At 63.4% G+C, this 17718-nt stretch carries 16 protein-coding genes; 9 read left to right on the top strand and 7 right to left on the bottom strand.

Annotated elements, in window-relative coordinates; translation table 11 throughout:
* Both ACWBU6_RS22460 and ACWBU6_RS22455 read left to right on the top strand, forming a co-directional pair.
* The gene (locus tag ACWBU6_RS22460) at positions 1-1323 is read left to right on the top strand and encodes a homoserine dehydrogenase (RefSeq protein WP_452645569.1); all 1323 of its coding nucleotides are present in this window, start codon (positions 1-3) and stop codon (positions 1321-1323) included.
* Positions 1324-1434: 111 nt separating this feature from the next.
* Entirely contained in the window at positions 1435-2652 is a 1218-nt protein-coding gene (locus ACWBU6_RS22455; protein WP_452645568.1) for a serine hydrolase domain-containing protein, read from the top strand.
* A gap of 26 nt (positions 2653-2678) precedes the next feature.
* On the opposite strand, the gene ACWBU6_RS22450 is transcribed toward ACWBU6_RS22455, so the two are convergent.
* The 5 genes from ACWBU6_RS22450 to ACWBU6_RS22430 all read right to left on the bottom strand — a co-directional run bounded on the left by ACWBU6_RS22450 (position 2679) and on the right by ACWBU6_RS22430 (position 7234).
* Positions 2679-2990: a BON domain-containing protein gene (locus tag ACWBU6_RS22450; RefSeq protein ID WP_452645567.1), complete on the bottom strand. Its 312-nt coding sequence runs from the start codon at positions 2988-2990 to the stop codon at positions 2679-2681.
* Between the two features lie 174 nt (positions 2991-3164).
* On the bottom strand, positions 3165-4556 hold the full coding sequence (locus ACWBU6_RS22445) for a sigma 54-interacting transcriptional regulator (protein ID WP_452645566.1): 1392 nt from the start codon (positions 4554-4556) through the stop codon (positions 3165-3167).
* Positions 4553-5104: a hypothetical protein gene (locus tag ACWBU6_RS22440; RefSeq protein WP_452645565.1), complete on the bottom strand. Its 552-nt coding sequence runs from the start codon at positions 5102-5104 to the stop codon at positions 4553-4555. Before ACWBU6_RS22440 ends, ACWBU6_RS22445 begins: the two co-directional genes overlap by 4 nt.
* Positions 5094-6515 (bottom strand): HAMP domain-containing sensor histidine kinase, encoded by a 1422-nt coding sequence (locus ACWBU6_RS22435; protein ID WP_452645564.1) that lies wholly within the window; start codon positions 6513-6515, stop codon positions 5094-5096. The genes ACWBU6_RS22440 and ACWBU6_RS22435 overlap by 11 nt, the downstream gene beginning before the upstream one ends.
* A 74-nt stretch (positions 6516-6589) precedes the next feature.
* Positions 6590-7234, bottom strand: coding sequence for a TonB family protein (locus tag ACWBU6_RS22430; RefSeq protein ID WP_452645563.1), 645 nt, complete (start codon positions 7232-7234; stop codon positions 6590-6592).
* A 142-nt stretch (positions 7235-7376) separates the two neighbouring features.
* Between ACWBU6_RS22430 and ACWBU6_RS22425 the strand changes: the two genes are divergently transcribed.
* On the top strand, positions 7377-8015 hold the full coding sequence (locus ACWBU6_RS22425; protein WP_452645562.1) for a response regulator: 639 nt from the start codon (positions 7377-7379) through the stop codon (positions 8013-8015).
* Positions 8015-9298, top strand: a complete 1284-nt coding sequence (locus ACWBU6_RS22420) for a sensor histidine kinase (RefSeq protein WP_452645561.1) — start codon at positions 8015-8017, stop codon at positions 9296-9298. Before ACWBU6_RS22425 ends, ACWBU6_RS22420 begins: the two co-directional genes overlap by 1 nt.
* Here the strand turns inward: ACWBU6_RS22420 and ACWBU6_RS22415 are convergent.
* Positions 9261-10700 carry a sensor histidine kinase gene (locus tag ACWBU6_RS22415; protein WP_452645560.1) on the bottom strand — a complete coding sequence of 480 codons (1440 nt, stop codon included), beginning with the start codon at positions 10698-10700 and terminating at the stop codon, positions 9261-9263. The two genes, ACWBU6_RS22420 and ACWBU6_RS22415, sit on opposite strands and share 38 nt — an antisense overlap.
* Entirely contained in the window at positions 10700-11386 is a 687-nt protein-coding gene (locus ACWBU6_RS22410; protein WP_452645559.1) for a response regulator, read from the bottom strand. The genes ACWBU6_RS22415 and ACWBU6_RS22410 overlap by 1 nt, the downstream gene beginning before the upstream one ends.
* Before the next feature lie 100 nt (positions 11387-11486).
* On the opposite strand from ACWBU6_RS22410, the gene ACWBU6_RS22405 reads away from it, so the two are divergent.
* The 5 genes from ACWBU6_RS22405 to ACWBU6_RS22385 are packed head-to-tail and all read left to right on the top strand — an operon-like array spanning position 11487 to position 17515.
* Entirely contained in the window at positions 11487-12560 is a 1074-nt protein-coding gene (locus tag ACWBU6_RS22405; RefSeq protein ID WP_452645558.1) for a porin, read from the top strand.
* A gap of 13 nt (positions 12561-12573) precedes the next feature.
* Positions 12574-13524 (top strand): tripartite tricarboxylate transporter substrate binding protein, encoded by a 951-nt coding sequence (locus tag ACWBU6_RS22400; RefSeq protein WP_452645557.1) that lies wholly within the window; start codon positions 12574-12576, stop codon positions 13522-13524.
* Positions 13525-13553: 29 nt separating this feature from the next.
* Complete coding sequence (locus ACWBU6_RS22395) at positions 13554-14639, top strand: ABC transporter substrate-binding protein (protein WP_452645556.1); 1086 nt, start codon at positions 13554-13556, stop codon at positions 14637-14639.
* Positions 14640-14649: 10 nt separating this feature from the next.
* Complete coding sequence (locus ACWBU6_RS22390) at positions 14650-16425, top strand: ABC transporter permease (RefSeq protein WP_452645555.1); 1776 nt, start codon at positions 14650-14652, stop codon at positions 16423-16425.
* 28 nt (positions 16426-16453) lie between these two features.
* Positions 16454-17515 carry an ABC transporter ATP-binding protein gene (locus ACWBU6_RS22385; RefSeq protein WP_452649605.1) on the top strand — a complete coding sequence of 354 codons (1062 nt, stop codon included), beginning with the start codon at positions 16454-16456 and terminating at the stop codon, positions 17513-17515.
* The last annotated feature ends 203 nt before the right edge of the window (positions 17516-17718 follow it).

Raw genomic sequence — 17718 nt, 5'->3', positions numbered from 1 at the left:
ATGAAATCGATTAAAGTAGGTTTGCTGGGCGTAGGCAATGTAGGCGCCGGGACGTTCAGTGTATTGCGACGCAACCAGGAAGAGATCCGCCGCCGCGCCGGCCGCGGTATCGAGATTATGGCCGTATCGGCCCGCAACCTGGAGCGCGCAAAGGAGCGCACCGAAGGCCAGTGCAAAGTGGTGGCAGACCCGTTCGAGATCGTCAACGATCCGGAAATCGATATCGTCGTGGAGCTCATTGGCGGCTACGACACCGCCAAGGAACTGGTGATGCAGGCCATCGCCAACGGCAAGCACGTGGTCACCGCCAACAAGGCGCTGCTGGCCATGCATGGCACCGAGATCTTCGCCGCGGCCCAGGCCAAGGGAGTGATGGTGGCCTTCGAGGCGGCTGTCGCCGGTGGCATCCCGATCATCAAGGCATTGCGCGAAGGCCTGACGGCCAACCGCATCGAATGGATTGCCGGCATCATCAATGGCACCACCAACTTCATCCTGTCCGAGATGCGCGACAAAGGCCTGGACTTCGGCACCGTGCTGAAGGAAGCGCAGCGCCTGGGTTACGCGGAAGCCGATCCGACCTTCGATATCGAAGGCGTGGATGCGGCGCACAAGGCAACCATCCTGTCGGCGATTGCCTTCGGCATTCCGGTGCAGTTCGACAAGGCCCATATCGAGGGCATCACCAAGCTGCAGGCGATCGACATCAAGTATGCAGAACAACTGGGCTACCGCATCAAGCTGCTGGGCATCGCGCGCCGCGCACAAGTGAGCGGCGGCGAGGGCATCGAGCTGCGCGTGCACCCGACACTGATCCCGGCCAAGCGCCTGATCGCCAACGTGGAAGGCGCGATGAATGCGGTGCTGGTGCAAGGCGATGCGATTGGCGCCACCATGTACTACGGCAAAGGCGCCGGCCCCGAGCCGACTGCTTCGGCCGTGATCGCGGACCTGGTCGACATTACCCGTCTGGCCACGGCCGATCCCGAACACCGCGTGCCGCACCTGGCTTTCCAGCCGAATGCGATGACCGACATCAAGATCTTGCCGATGTCCGAGATCACCACCAGCTACTACCTGCGCATGACGGTGGCTGACCGCCCGGGCGTGCTGGCGGAACTGACGCGCATCCTGGCCGATGCCACCATTTCCATCGACGCCATGATGCAGAAGGAACCGGCGGAGGGCGAGACCCACACCGACATCATCCTGCTGACCCACCAGACGCAGGAGAAGAACGTGGTGGCTGCCATCGATAAGATCGAAAAGCTGTCCAGCATCGTGGGCAACGTGACCAAGATCCGCCTCGAGAACCTTGCCTGACCATCCCGGTATCCGGAACTGCCCAATGGCCCCGCTGGGGCCATTTTCTTACCGGCTTCCAAATCCGGCCGGCCATAAAGTTTTGATATAATCGTTTCCTTTTGGAATATATTGTTGCTTAAATTGAACTTGGTTCGCATTCTTTGCCTGGCCTGTGTTTCGATCGTTCTGGCCGGATGCGGCACCTTGTCCGATACACAACTGGATCCTGACAACAGCGCTGCACAGCGCCTCGCGCTGACCGGAGATATCGGGGCCGAGGTAGCTGGCCTGGCGCAGCCGATGATCGATTCCGGTGAAACGACGGGGCTGGTGGTCGGCGTGCTGACGCCCGACGGAAAACAGCACTTCTTCGGTTTTGGGACAACGCACGAGGAAGGCGGCCATCGTCCTGATGGCGATACCCTGTTTGCGGTGGGATCGCTTAGCAAGGGCTTCCTTGCGGCGACAACTTCCGTGCTGGTACAAGAGGGTGTGCTGCACTGGGAAGACACGTTGGCAACGCTATTGCCGGCCGAGGTGGCACTCAGCGACGATGCGAAGCGCATCACCTTGCGCCAGCTTGTCACCCATACCGCCGGCCTTCCGCGCCAGCCGATGACAGAGCGGACGCTGATCTATTTTGTGGAGTATCTGTTCACCGGCAAGAGCTTCTATCGCCATTTCGACCGGCCTTATTTGCTGGAGTACCTGTCGGAGTTCAAGAGCCGCAACGGCGGCGTGCCGCAATACTCGAACATCGGCTACGGCGTGCTCGGTTATGTGCTGGAACTGAAAACCGGGAAAAAGGTCGCCGCGCTGGTACACGAGAAAGTGCTCGATCCGCTGCGCCTGAAAAGCACTGGCTATGTGCCGCAGAACCTGCCGGGCTACGGCGAGCGGGCCTTGGGCCACGCCGGCGACCAGCCCAAGTTTATCCGGCGTGGCAAGCTGGTCCCAGACTGGCAGTTTACCGACATCATGAGCGGTTCGGCAGCAGTCTACTCGAATGCGCGCGACCTGCTGGCCTACGCCAATGCCCACTTGTCGTCGAGCGGCGATAATGTGCTGGATGCGGGCTTGCGTAATACGTTGAAGGTCCATTATGAGCGCAAGACCGAAGCTGCGGCGAGCGCCTGGTTTGTCGACGAGATCGACGGCCACAAAATCACCCACCAGATCGGGCTGGTGGCTGGCTACACGGGCTACATCGGTCTCGATGAGCAGACGCGTACTGCGGTAGTCGTGCTGCAGAATAACTTCAACTGGACCGACAGGATAGGGCATCGCCTGCTGCTGCGGATGGCTGAAGCGCAGAAAAAAACGGGCGGCACCGAGGCCGCCCGATAAGGGAGGTACTACTGCAGCGAAGGCAATTACTTGCCGGCGACAGTCAGCTCACTCTTCACTTCCTTCACTCCCGCCACGGCGGATGCCGTCTGGATCGCTTTGGCGCCGGCGTCGGAACTTGGCACGGTGCCGCTCAGGACCACGATGCCCTGGTTAGCCGACACGATGATCTCTTTCTGGTCCGAGAGGGCGGCCTTGACCTTGGCCTGCAGCGAGGAATCGGCGGTGGCTACGGCGGCACCGGCCATGGCGCCTTCCTGCTGCGCGTGTGCGGACAGCGAGGCGAGGGCGAATGCTGCGGCGGCGAACAGGCCTGCGATCAGTTTGGAATCCTTCATGGTCTATCTCTCCATTTTTCAAGTTGGCAGTCAACGCTTGTGCGTTGTCCCTTGTATTGCAAGGCGCGTGCCATGTAGAGAAATCAATGACTTAGCCGTGCGGCAACATGAAGTTTGTCGCCGCACAGCGACAGGGTTCGGGCCGTCGCACACAAAGCCTTGATTTGACGGGCTTTATGGCTGTCGCCCCTCGGCGACAGGCTCATTGCGGAATTGCGCGGCGTTCAATTCGTGCTTTTGCAGCAGGCGGTAAAACTCGGTGCGGTTGCGCTCAGCCAGGCGCGCGGCGTCGGCCACGTTGCCGTCGGTGAGCTTGAGAAGCTGCACCAGGTAGTTGCGCTCGAAGCGCTGCTTGGCTTCCGTGTAGCTGAGCACTTCCAGCGAAGGCACGCGCAGCGCACGCTGCACCAGCGATAGCGGCACCAGCGGCGCGGTGGCCAAAGCGCAGGCGTGTTCCACCACGTTATAGAGCTGGCGCACATTGCCCGGCCAGGAGGCGCGCGACAGGGCTTCCAGCGCCTCGGGCGCAAAACCGTTGACGGTCTTGCCGTACTTGTCGGCCAGCAGCTGCAAAAAGCGCGTGGCCAGCAGGCCGATGTCTTCCCGCCTTTCCGCCAGCGAGGGCAGTGTGAGCGTGATGACGTTCAGGCGGTAATACAGGTCTTCGCGGAACTGGCCTTCCAGCATGGCCGCTTCCAGGTCGCGGTGGGTGGCCGACAGCACTCGCACATTGACCGGGCGGCCGTTGTCCGAGCCTACCTGGCGCACCACGCGCTCCTGCAGCACGCGCAGCAGCTTCACTTGCAGCAGCAGCGGCATATCGCCGATCTCGTCGAGGAACAGCGTGCCGCCGTCGGCCGCCTGCAGCAGCCCTTCGCGGCTGGCGACGGCGCCGGTGAAGGCGCCTTTTACGTGGCCGAACAGTTCGGATTCCAGCAACTGTTCGGGAATCGCGCCGCAGTTGACGGCGATGAAAGGCGCCGCGGCACGGCGGCTGGCGCGGTGGATGGCGCGCGCCAGCAATTCCTTGCCGGTGCCGCTTTCGCCGCGTATCAATACGCTGGCGTCGGAAGCTGCGACCAGCTGCGCTTCATGCAGCACTTCCTCCATGGCGCGGCTGCGGCTGATGATGTCGGTGCGCCAGGCGCCGCTGCCGGCGTCCGGCGCCGCATCCGGCGCAGCGACGCTCAAGGCCTGGCCGATGCGGTCGAGCAGCACCTTGGCGTCGAAGGGCTTGGTCAGGTAGGCGTAGGCGCCGAGCGAGGTGGCCTCCACCGCGTCGGGAATGGTGCCATGGGCGGTGAGCAGGATCACCGGCAGCGCCGGATGCTGGCTGCGGATTTGCTGGAACAGGGACATGCCGTCGCGCTCGGGCAGGCGGACGTCGCTGATCACCAGCGAGGGCAGGGCGATCGACAGGTTGGCCAGTGCGGCCTCGGCGCTGCCGACGGCGGTGACCTGGTAGCCGTTGGCGCTCAGGCGCATCGAGAGCAGGCGCAGGAGGTCGGCGTCGTCGTCGACCAGCAGCAGCCGGGGGGAGATCGGGGTACGGATTTCGGTCATCATTTGCTGGCTCTCGCAGGCAGGCCGCGCTCAATTTCCTTGAGCGCCTCCAGGGTTTCGTTCAATTGCTCGTTCTTGCGCTGGTTGTCTTTCAGCTGCGCGCGCAGGCGGTCGCCGTCGTCCACCAGGCGGCGCGTGTCGGCGCATTGTGCGGACAGCAGTTGCGCCAGCTGCCGCAAGCCCTGCGCTTCAGGCTCAGGCGCGGTGGCGACGACGTCGAACTGCGCCTGCGCCCGCGCCAGGTCGCCGCTGCCGCGCGTGAGCGATAGCACCATGGCAGATTGCAGCAGGACTTTGGGCGTTTTCTGCAGCAACGACAGGTTGCTCAATTCCTTCAGGAGTTCGCCTTGGGACATGCGGCGCAGCGACTGGTGATAGGCCAGCAACGGCGCGACCTCGTCTTGCGGAGCGACCAGCAGCGTCAGCGGCGCGGGAGCGGGCGGCGGCGGCAGTGGCGGCAATGCCGGCGTGATGGGCTGCCGTTGCGCGCAGGCGGCGAGCAGCAGCGGCAGCAGCAAAACCGGCAGCAAAGGCGGGGCTTTAGTGTTCATATGGAAGTTCGATCCGGAAGTGGGCGCCGACGCTTGCCGGCAGCAGTTGCAGCGATCCGCCGTGGGCGCTGATGTATTCGAGCACAATGGACAATCCGACGCCGTTGCCGCGCCGCGCGCCGGGCGGCTGGCGCAGCCCCTGGTAGAAAGGTTCGAAAATATGGGCCGCATCCTCCGGCGCAACGCCCGGGCCCTGGTCGATGCAATCGATGGCCAGCATTCCCGCCTGCTCGCCGACGATGAAACGAACGGCGCCGCCTTCGGGGCTGTAGCGCACGGCGTTGGTCAGCAGGTTGCTGGTGGCGATGGCGAGCTTACCCGGGTCAACGGAGATCGGCGGGGCGCCGCCTTCCACCGACACGTCGAGGCGGCGCGCCTGCCATTGCAGGCGCTGGGCGTCGACCGTGTCGCGCAGCAGGGCGGCGATATCGGTGGGCTGGCGCTGCAGGTACTGGGCGGCGAAGGTGGCGGTGTTATAGCGCAGCAGGTCTTCGATCTGGTTCTGCAGCGAGGCCGTGTTCTGGCGCAGGATGCCTGCCACCTCGCGCTGGTTCGGTGTCAGCGTGCCGGCCACTTCATCCTCCAGCAGGGCGACGCCTTCCACCAGCGCAGCCAGCGGCGTTTTCAGTTCGTGCGAGATGTGGCGCAGGAAGCGCGATTTGTCGGCCTCCAGGCTGGCCAGGCGCTGGCGCAGCCAGTTCAGCTGCTGGCCGAGGCGGCGCAAGTCGTCGGGGCCTTCGACCTCGATCGGCTGGTCGTAGCGGTTGCCCCCCAGGCGGTCGATGGCGCCTTCAATTTGCGCCAGTGGCCGCGACAGCCACATGCCGCAGCCGAGCGCCAGTGCAGCGGCAAGGCTGATGGAGGCAAGCAGCTGTCCCGCCAGTACGCTGCGCCGGTGTTCCAGTCCTAGCAGAATGCGCTGGTTGCGCTGGTCGACTTCGCGTTTGACTTCGTCGGCCAGTTCCTCGTTGACCGGGGACAGCCCGGCCAGTGCGACGTTCAGCATTTGCTGGCGTTGCGCGCGTCTGGTGTTGGGAGCCTGCAGTGCGCGCCAGGCTTGTTCGCCCTGGTCGCGCCATGCAGCGAAGCTGGCCTTGGGTACGGACGGCAGGCCGGCCGAGAGCGCGGACAAGGCGTCTTCGGCATCGCGCCAGGCAGCGGCATAGCGGTCGCGGAAGGCGGGATCGTCCAGCACCAGGAATTGGCGCGCACTGCGTTCCATGGCGACGCTGCGCTCGGCCAAGCGCTGCACGTTGGCCGTGAGCACGACGGCATGCTGGCCGACTTCGCGGCTTTCAGCGGCCAGGCGGTCCAGCGTGAACAGGGCCTGGATCGAGGTGGCGCTGAGCAGCAGGGCGATCAGCATGAAGACGCCCAGTAGTAATTGGCGGAAAGAAAGCTTGATGAACATAGAGCATGCGCCGGCAACCACATGGTTAACCGGCGCATGATAGGGGAATTCACTTTACTGCCGCGCTCTATTGCTCATTCATCGAGACGCCAGGCGTATTGCATGCGGGCCCAGGATTCCTGCGCTACGCCGTCGATGGTGCCGGGCTTGAAGGCGCACATCGAAAGGCCTTGCAGCGCGGCGCGGTCCAGGTCGCGGTGTCCACTGGTGCGTTCGACCTTGGCGCTGGCCACGCGGCCGTCTTTGCCGATCAGGAAGGCCAGCGTGACCGTGCCTTCATCGCTGTTGCGCAGCGCGCCGGCAGGGTAGGCCGGCTTGGCGCAGCTGGCGGCGTCGATGACCGCGGCCACGTTCAGCGGCTGGGGGCGCACAGGCTCGACTGGATCGCGCTTTTCGCCTGGTCCTGGCGTGCCGGGCGGCGTTTTGTCACGCGGCTTGGTATCAGGCGGCGCGGTGGTGATCGGCGGATCGACCGGCGCTATCAGGATTGGCAATTCGGGCAAGGTAATCACCGGCAGTTTTGTCGGCTGGACGTCGGGCACCTTTGGCGGCAGGATTTTCGGCTCCGGCGGCAGCGGCGTCACCGTGACCGGCTCCGGCGGCGTGGTGCGGCTAATCAGGATGGTGGAATGCTTCAGCGCGATGCCGGCGACAACAAGGTGCAAGAGGGCGACGAAAGCCAGGCCAGTGTAGTTCTTACGGGAGGTGTCGATGTTCATGGAAGTGCTCCTTTCTTCTTGTTGGTAGGCTGAATTGCCAGTCCATGGCAAGATATTCTTCCATTCGATGGAAATAAGCAAGCAATTTTTATTGCTACACCTTGGCGTGGTATCCTTCCATCATCTGGAAATAGGGAATGCTATGAACAAGATCAAAGTACTGCTGGCAGATGATCATCCTGTTGTCATGGGTGGTTTTGCGATGGCACTGGCCGGTTTTGGGGTGGAAGTCGTGGGGCAGGCGCGCACGCCGGCGGAAGCGGTGCAGGCCTACCAGGCGCTGGCACCGGACGTTGCTATCCTCGATATGCGCTTCGGCGAGCAGATGACGGGCCTGGACGCGGCGCGCCAAATCCTGGCGGCGGCCCCGAAAGCGCATCTCATCTTCCTGACCCAATTCGACCAGGACGCGCTGGTCAAGGAGGCCTACCGCATCGGCGCAAGGGCGCTGGTTACGAAGGATTGCGACCCGTCCGAGCTGTTTACAGCCGTACAGCGTGCCGCGCAGGGCGAGCTGTACTTCATGCCCGCCATCGCGGAACGCCTGGCCAGCCTGTCGGTGCTGGGCGAGCAATCGCCGCAGGCGCTGCTCGATGAACGGTCGCTGGAGATCTTCAAGCTGATGGCGGAAGGACTGACCAACGCCGAAATCGCCGAAAAGCTGGGCGTCTCCAGCAAGACCATCAGCAACTCCAGCCAGGCCATCAAGGACAAGTTGGGTGTTGAGCGCGCGGCCGATATCACCCGCCTGGCGGTGCGCCACGGCGTGCTGCAAGCCTGATGCGGGCCATATGGCGCGTTGGCACGCGCGGGCGGCTGCTGGCCATTACCTTGCTGCCGGTGCTGGCGCTATTCGTCACGCTCACCTGGTACCACTACCAGTCGCGCCAGTCGGAGGTGCATGCCGAACTGGCGGAGCGCGGGCAGTTGCTGGCCACGGCCCTGGTGGCCAGCAGTGAAATCAGCTTGGTGCACGGCAGGTTCGACGAACTGCGGGCCACCATCAACGGCATGTTGCAGACCGACAGCGCTATCCACCGGGTTACCCTGCTCGATGCCAACCGCAAGCCACTGCTCGATGTTGCGGCGCGCGGCGATGCCATGCCAGAGCCGCGCTATTACGAAGCGGCAGTGCATAAGCGCTTGCTGTACGTGACGGGCGGGGGCAACCGCAATGTCGGTACGATGGGCTATGTGCAGGTACGCATGTCCCCGACTGCCATGCTGCGCAAGGCGCGCTCGCGCTTGCAGCTTGAGCTGGCGGTGGCGCTGGCGGGCCTGATGGCGTGCGCGGGCCTGGCATGGCAGATGACCAGCGGGTTCGCCGCGTCGCTGCAGGCATCGATGCAGGCGGTGCGCGCGGCGGATGCCGAAAAGCGCCGCCTGCTGCAGCGCGTGACCACGGCGGTGGAAGACGAGCGCAAGGCGATTGCGCTGGAGATCCATGATGAATTGAACGCGACGCTGATTGCTGTGCGGCTGGAGGCGCAGCAGATTGCCGGCATGGCGACGGCGATGCTGGAAGACGGAACGGGCGCGCTGGGCGGCACGGCCCCGGCGGCGCAGATTCGCGACAAGGCGCAGGCCATCACCAGGTTGGCGCTGGGCTTGTACAACAGTGGCCGCACGCTGGTGCGCCGCCTGCGCCCGGAAATGCTGGACATGCTTGGCTTGCAGGGCGCGCTGGAGGAGATGGTGCGCCAGGTAGGCAGCAGCCATCCCGCTTGCCGCTTCTCGCTGAAATCCGAGGGCGATTTCGGTGGACTGGATGGCGATGCCGCGATCTCGGCCTACCGCATCGTGCAGGAAGCGCTGTCGAATATCGTCAAGCATGCCCGCGCCAGCACGGCCAGCGTGGAGGTTGCGCGGCACAGCGGCGCCTTGCAGATCGCAGTGACCGACGATGGAACCGGCTTCGACCCGGCGCGCACCGCAGCCGGCGTTGGCCTGGCAGGAATGCGCGAACGGTTGCAGGCGCTGGGCGGCAGTTTCGCGATGGACTGCTCGTCCGGCACCCGCATTGCCATCACGCTGCCGGTGCGGGCATGGAGCGCGGGAACCTGACGCGCACCAGCAGGCCACGGCCGCCTGCGCCCTGGTCGAGTTCAAGCCTGGCGTCGTGCAGCACTGCGATATCGCGGACGATGGCCAGCCCCAGGCCGGAGCCGCCGGGATTCGCCTGCATGGTCGATGCGGCGCGGTAGAAGGGGGAGAACACCCTGTCGCAGTCTTCCGGCGGAATGCCGGGCCCACTGTCTTCCACTTCCAGTACCACCTGCGCTTCACCGGGCAGCACCCGCAGCACCACGCTGCCGCCGCGCGGCGTGTAGTGCAGGGCGTTGTCGACCAGGTTCGACACCAGTTCATGCAGCAGCAAAGCCTGGCCATTGACGCTGGCTTCACCGTCGCCTTCGAGTGACAGGTCAATGCCGCGATTGACGGCGGACAAGGCCAGCTCCAGTGCAACTTGCTGCACGGTGTCGCGCAAGGGCACAGGAACCGGCTCGCGATTTTCACCATGTTCGATGCGCGCCAGCATCAGCAGGCGATTGGCGAGGTGCACCGTGGAGTCGGTGGTGGCGGCCATGCTGGCCACCACATTGCGCAGTTCCGGTGAAGCGGCTGGCGCGCGCTCAAGTTCGCGCTGCGCCAGTTCGGCCTGCGTCTTGAGCACCGTCAGCGGCGTGCGCAATTGATGCGAAGCGTCGGCAATGAAGCGGCGCTGGCTGGCAATCAGGCCGGCGATACGCGAGGTTGAAGCGTTCATCGCCTGCACCAGCGGCCGCACTTCCTTGTGCACCAGCGCCGGATCGAGGTCGGACAGGTCGGACACGTCACGCGACTCCACCTCGTGCTTTAGCTGCATCAGCGGGCGCAGCACCAGCTTCACCGCGAACCACACCAGCAAGCCCGCCAGCAGGACCACGCTGGCCTGCCACGCGATGGTGTCATACAGGATCTTCAGTGTCAGGCCCTTGCGCGCATCGAGTGTTTCGCCGACCTGGATCAGGGCGATGCCGCGCATATTGTCGTCATACACGGGCTGCAGCAGGGCCGCGATGCGGATCGGCTGGCCGTTGTAGTTGGCGTGGTAGAAGCGCACCAGGGCAGGGTAGTTCTCCGAGCGCGGCACATGGGCCGGCACTGCGGGCAGGTCGTCGTAGCCGGACACCGTTTCACCGTTGATGCCGGTGACCTTGTAGTAGATGCGCCCCAGGGTGTCGGTCTCGAAGCTGTCCAGCGCAACGTAGGGCACGTCGACCACGACCTTGCCGCCTTCGACCGAGACGCGTTCGGCCAAAGCGCGTGTGGATGCCAGCAGCGAACGGTCGTAAGCCATGTCTGCCGCGTCCACTGCGTTGTAGTAGACGGAGATGGTGTTGACGATTTCCAGCAGGACCAGTGGCAGCAACAGCCAGCGCAGCAACTGGCCACGCAGGCTTCCCATGGCGAGCATGGCTTTCATCAGTCCTTCGCTTCGGCTGGCTGCAGCAGGTAGCCGATGCCGCGCAAGGTGGTAATGGCCGCCGCGCCGGGCTCCTTGCGGTCAAGCTTCTTGCGCACGCGGTGAATATACAGTTCAATTGCATCGATGTTGGCATCGTCGGCCAGGGAGAAAACCTGGTCGAACAGTTTTTCTTTCGCCAGTGGTTTGCCGCCCTTGGTGATCAGCGCCTCCAGCACGGCATGTTCGCGCGGCGTGAGCAGCAGGGTTTCGCCGAAATAGGAAAACATGCGGCTGACCGTATCGAAGCGCAGGGCCCCGCATTCGTACACCAGCGATTCATTGCCTGCGCTGCGGCGCAGCAAGGCCTTGACGCGTGCTTCCAGTTCGGCCAGTTCGAAAGGCTTTGCGAGGTAATCATCGGCGCCCAGGTTCAGGCCCTGCACGCGGTCTTCCAGGCCGCCGCGCGCCGTCAGGATCAATACGGGCGTCTTGCCGCCGCGCGCGCGCAGGCGTTTCAGCACTTCCAGTCCGTCCATGCGCGGCAGCGTCAGGTCGAGGATCACCAGGGCGTATTGCTGCGTCAGCAGCAAGGAGTCCGCATCGGCGCCGTTATCGGCGCATTCGACTGAAAGGTTGGCATCACGCAGGGCTTTGGACAGCCAGTGTTGTAATTCGGTGTGGTCTTCCACTAACAGTATTCGCATGGCATTTGCCTGAAAGGCGTTTGAAAGGTTGGCGATTTTATAGTTGAACCGTGCCAGAGCGAGGCATGACTGAAATAACTATAAACCCAGGAGACTGATTGTGAAAAGAACTTCGATGGCAGCGGCCATCGTGATGATGCTTGCCGCCTATTCTTCCGCCCACGCCCAATCCAATGTGCAGGTATACGGCTTGCTTGACGTGGGTGTCGACATTACTTCCGATGCCAAGCAAGGCGGCGGCAACGTTACCCACGTCAGCTCCGGCGGCATGAATACTTCGCGCTGGGGCATCAAAGGCAGCGAAGACCTGGGCGGCGGCCTGAAGGCCGTGTACCAGCTGGAAAGCGGCATCTTGATGGATACCGGTGCGCAGGACGGAAACCTGTTCAAGCGCCAGGCCAACGTCGGCCTGGAAGGCAACTGGGGCCGGGTGGTGCTGGGCCGCTCCTTCACCAGCGTCTACGACACCGTGATCCGCTTCGATCCGATGGGCTTTGCACCTTACTACTCCTGGGCGACCGGCGGCAGCGCCACCCTGCCAAGCAAGTACGGCATGACCACCGGTTTCGATAACCTGATCAAATATTCCGGCCAGAGCGGCGACTGGAAGTACGGCTTCAGCTACGGCATGGGCGAGCAGCAGGGCGCCGGCAGCAGTTCGGCCGACAGCGCCAAGTACGCAGGCGCCGTGAGCTATCAGTCCGAATCGCTGGGCGCCATGTTTACGGCGGAGCGCATCAACGGCAACAATCTGGCCGCCACCGGCAACCGCGATGAAGCCACCGCATACCACCTGGGCGGCTATTACGCCACGGGCGACTTCAAGTTCTGGCTCGGCGGGCGCAGTTACAAGCTGGTGTCCGGCAAGGCCGCCACGGCTGATGTGAAAGGCAACACGCTGTGGGCCGGCGTGGCATACAAGCCGCAGCCGAACGTCACCATCACCGGCGCTGTCTATCATATCGACCAGCGCAACCTGGCGGCCGGCCAGGACGCCGACCCCACCATGTACGTGCTGCGCTATCGCTACGCCGCATCCAAGCGCACCGACCTGTATGCGACTGTCGGTTACACGAAAGCCAAGCATGACCAGCTGGTTGGCCTGTCGCGCGACGACGCCGGCTTTGGCGACAGCCAGCATGGCGTAATGGTTGGCATCCAGCACCGCTTCTGATAATAATGAAGCCATGAAGATCCTGTCCTTCATCTTCGCTGCTGCGCTGCTGCTGGCATCGCAGGCGCGGGCCGCAGAGTGCATTGTGCCGTCCAAGCCGGGCGGCGCAATGGACCTGACCTGCAAGCTTGCCCGCAAGGGCCTGGCGACGGTGCCGGGCAGCCAGTCGATGCGGCTGGTCTACCGTCCGGGCGGGATCGGTGCCGTGGCCTGGCATTCGCTGGTATCGCAGCGCCGCGCGGAGCCGAATACCCTGGTGGCGTTTTCCGGCGGCTCGCTGCTGAACCTCGCGCAGGGCAAATTCGGCAAGGCTACCGCGGACGACGTGCGCTGGGTGGCCGCGCTGGGCGCGGACTACGGCATGATCGCGGTCCGCGCCGATTCGCCCTACAAGTCGCTAGCTGAGCTGGTGGCGGCGCTCAAGCGCGATCCTTCCAAGGTGCTGATCGGCGTCAGCGGCACCATCGGCAGCCAGGACTGGCTGAAGGTGGCGCTGCTGGTGCGCCAGGCCGGCCTGGAGCCGAAGGTGCTGCGTTTCGTGGCGCTGGAAGGCGGCGGCGAGTCCTTCACCGCGATGCAGGCCAACTTCGTGCATGTGGTATCGGGCGACGCTTCCGAAGCGAGCCTGCCTTCCATCGCCGGCAAGATTCGCGTGCTGGCCGTGATGTCGGAACAGCGCCTGCCGGGCGTGCTGGCCAACGTGCCGACTGCGCGCGAGCAGGGCTATGACATCGTATGGCCGGTGATCCGCGGCTTGTGGATGGGCCCCCAGGTGGCCGATGCAGATTACCAGCAATGGGTAAGGACGTTCGAGCACATCATGGCGACGCCGGAATTCGCGAAGCTGCGAACGGAGGCGGGACTATATCCCTTCAGCCTGACAGGACAGGCACTCAACGAGTACGTCCATAAAGCCGTGGAAGATTACGGCAAACGCGCCAGCCAGCTAGGGCTGATGCGCTGAAACATCCCTCAAAAACCTAGGAGACACAAATGATCAAGACGACCCTGGTGGCCGCCGCTGCCGGCCTGTTTTCGTGCGCAGCATTCGCGCAAGCCCCTGCCGGCTATCCCGCCGATTACCAGAAGCTGATCGATGCGGCGAAGAAGGAGGGCAAGCTGGTGGTCTACGGCGCCACCGACAGCAAGGCCGCGCAGCCCCTGGTGCGCGACTTCAGCGCCCTGTATCCCGGCATCACAGTCGAATACAACGACATGAATTCGACCGAAGTGTATAACCGCTTCATCTCCGAGATCGCTGCCGGGGGCAACACCGCCGACGTGATGTGGTCCTCTGCAATGGACCTGCAGATGCGGCTGGCCTCCGATGGCTACTCGCTGAAATACAAATCGGTGGAAGCGTCGAAGATCCCTGGCTGGGCGGTATGGGATGACCAGGCGTACGGCACCACTTTCGAACCGGCTGCCATCGTCTACAACAAGCGCCTGGTCGACGCAAAGGAAGTGCCGCAGACCCACGCCGACTTCGTGAAGCTGATCCGGCAGCCGAAGTTCAGGGACAAGGTCACCACCTACGATATCGAAAAATCCGGGGTGGGCTTCATGTTCATGACCCAGGATGCCAAGGAATACCCGAAATTCCTGGAGCTGGAGAATGCCTTCGGCGAGGCGAAGGTGCGCGTGCAGTCCTCCACCGGCACCATGATGGAGCGCATATCATCCGGCGAGAACCTGATCGGCTACAACGTGCTGGGCTCCTACGCCCTGGTGCGCGCCAAGACCGACCCGTCAATCGGCGTGCAACTGCCGAAAGACTACACCCTGGTGATGTCGCGCGTGATCTTCATCAACAAGGGCGCGAAAAACGTCAACGCCGCCAAGCTGTGGCTGGACTACATCCTGTCGCAGCGCGGCCAGGCCGTTATCGCCAATGAGTCCAAACTGTATGCGATCCGTGCCGACGTGACCGGCGAGACCACTTCGTCCGACCTGGTCAAGCAAGTCGGCCAGGACAAGATCAAGCCGGTGCCCGTGCACCCAATCCTGCTGCAGTTCCTCGGCCCGCAGAAACGCATGGCCTTCCTGAAGCAGTGGAAAGAAACCGCCGGCAAGAAATAAGGAGTTGTCCATGACTACCGCGACTTTGCAGGGAACAGGGCGCGCCGGCATCAACTGGCCGCGCGGGATCGTGGCAGTGCTGACCTGCACCGCCATCTTCCTGCCGCTGTTCCTGATCTTTTACCAAAGCTTCCTGTCGGCGCCGTTCTTCATGCCCGGCAAGGAAGTGGGATTGGATGCCTATCGCTTCATCTGGGAAGACCCGGACTTTTCGATGGCGTTCAAGAATGGCCTGATGCTGGCCACCGGGCTGGCTGCGATTGCCGTGCCGCTGGGCGGCATGCTGGCCTTCCTGATGGTGCGCACCGACCTGCCGGGTCGCGGCTGGATTTCCCCGCTGCTGCTGGTGCCGATTTTCGTCTCGCCGATGGTGATGGGTTTCGGCTACGTGGTGGCGATGGGGCCGGTGGGCTTCTATTCGACCTGGGTGAAAGACCTGGTCGGATTCATCCCTTGGAATATCTATTCCTTCACCAGCATCGTCGTCATCGCGGGACTGACCCACGTGCCGCACGTCTACCTGTACGCCTCTTCGGCGCTGAAGAGCCTCGGCTCGGATGTGGAGGAGGCAGCCCGCGTGGCCGGCGCTTCGCCGTTGCAGGTGATGTTCAACGTGTCGCTGCCGATGATCATGCCGGCGCTGGCTTATGCGGGCGTGCTGGTGTTCTTCCTCGGCTTCGAAGTGTTCGGCCTGGTGCTGGTGCTGGGCGATCCGGAAGGCCACCTGGTGCTGCCGACCTACCTGTACAAGCTGACCAACAAGCTGGGCACCCCGTCCTACCACCTGATGGCGGCTGTCGCAGTGTGCCTGGTGGCGGTGACCATGCCGCTGGTGATGATCCAGCGCTGGCTGCTGAAATCGGCCAATAAATATGTGTCGATCAAGGGCAAGGGGGCGCGCAGCAAGGCGCTGCCGCTGGGACGCTGGAAGTGGCTGGCGTTTGCGCTGCTGGGCGCGTGGCTGCTGTTCACGATTGTCATGCCGCTGTCGGGCATTGCGTTGCGTTCCTTCGTGCAGTACTGGGGCGAAGGCGTGAAGCTGGCTGACGTCCTGACGCTGCAGCACTTCCGCGATATCTTCGAACAGCATTCGCTGATCCGCGGCATCATCAACACGGTTCTGATCGGCGTGATTGGCGGCGGCCTGGCGATTTTCTGCTACAGCTTTATCGCACTGGCCATGCACCGCAAGCCGGACCTGCTGACCCGCATCCTGGACTACAGCGTGCTGGTGCCGCGTGCCGTTCCCGGCCTGCTGGCTGGCCTGGCCTTCCTGTGGGTGTTCCTGTTCGTGCCCAGCTGGCTGGATGGCATGCTCAGGGGGGCCGGGAACGTGCTGGCAGTGTGGCTTGTGGAAAACGCGATCCCTGCGCTGCGCAGCCTGCGCACCACCATCTTCGCGGTGTGGCTGGCTTACTCGGTAGTGTGGATGGCTTACGGCATGCGCCTGATCTCCACCGCGCTGCTGCAGGTCGGCCCTGAACTGGAAGAGGCGGCGCGCGCAGCCGGCGCCCGCCGCGGCCAGGTAACGCGCGACGTGACCCTGCCGTTGATCAAATACGGCTTGCTAGGCGCGTGGCTGATGATTTTCCTGATCTTCGAGCGTGAGTATTCGACAGGCGTGTACCTGCTGTCGCCGGGTACCGAAGTAATTGGCGCGCTGATCGTGTCGCTGTGGGCGGGTGGTTCGACCGACCTGGTGGCGGCGCTTTCCTTCATCAACATCACCCTGGTCGGCATCGGCCTGGGTATTGCGCTGCGCTTCGGCGTCAAGCTGCATAACTGAGAACACGATCATGAAACGAGACCTCAAAATGAACGAATTGTCGGTCGCAGACCTGCACCTGGACTACGGCACCGGGGCCCACGCCAACCCGATCCTGAAGGGCGTGTCGATGCACCTGCAGAAAGGCGAAGTAGTGGCGCTGCTGGGCCCATCGGGCAGCGGCAAGACCACGCTGCTGCGCGCGGTGGCCGGCCTGGAAAGCCCGCGCCTGGGCTCCATCGACATCGGCGACCGCCGCGTGTTCGACGGCAGCCAGGGCTTTGAAATGCCGGCCGAACAGCGCAACCTGGGCCTGGTATTCCAGTCCTATGCGTTGTGGCCGCATAAGACCGTGGCGGAGAACGTGGCCTATGGCCTGAAACTGCGCAAGATGAACAAGGAGGAGATCGGCCGCCGCGTGTCGGAAGTGCTGAAACAGCTTGGCCTGGGCCACCTGGGCGAACGTTTCCCGCACCAGTTGTCGGGCGGCCAGCAGCAGCGCGTGGCGATTGCGCGTGCGCTGGTGTACAACCCGCCGGTGATCCTGCTGGACGAACCGTTGTCCAACCTGGACGCGAAGTTGCGCGAAGAGGCGCGAGCCTTCCTGCGCGAACTGATCGTGCGTCTTGGCCTGTCGGCCCTGATGGTAACCCATGACCAGGATGAGGCGATGGCGATTTCCGATCGCATCCTGTTGCTCAATAATGGCAAGATCGAACAGCAGGGCACGCCGCAATCGATGTATGAAACTCCGGAGACCTTGTTTACGGCTGAATTCATGGGCAGTAACAATCGCCTGCCGGGCACCCTGGTTTCGCGCGACGGCGATCAGGTGGTGATCGAGATTGCCGGCAACCGGCTGCGGGCGACCGCGCGCGGCAAGGGCGGCGATACGATTGCTCCGTTGATTCGCGTTGAAGAAGTACGCGTGAACAGCAGCCAAGTGGAGAACTCGCTGCAGCTTGCCCTGGTCACCTGCATGTACCTGGGCGACCGCTGGGAATGCCTGTTCAAGCGCGGCGACATCAGCGTGCGCGCCCATTCCAAATACCGCCTGCAGGACGGCCAGTACTGGCTGCAACTGCCGGCCGACAAGCTGTGGGTCTTCTGACCCGCCACGGTTGCTTCCTCCAAGCTTCAGCGGCCGGCTTGCTGGCCGCTTTTTTTTGCAGCCGGCTCGATTCTCCGCTACCCTGGCTGGAGCGCGGATGCCGGATGGTGGTGCTGGTATTGGCCGTCGGCCCGGTATACCGCTGCCTGCTACGCATATGGTGCAGTTGTCGCAAAGTATTAAATTCCGATACTTTGACAAGT

It is taken from the genome of Pseudoduganella sp. HUAS MS19 (genome assembly GCF_053615455.1).
This window is presented reverse-complemented; position numbering and strand designations above follow the sequence as displayed.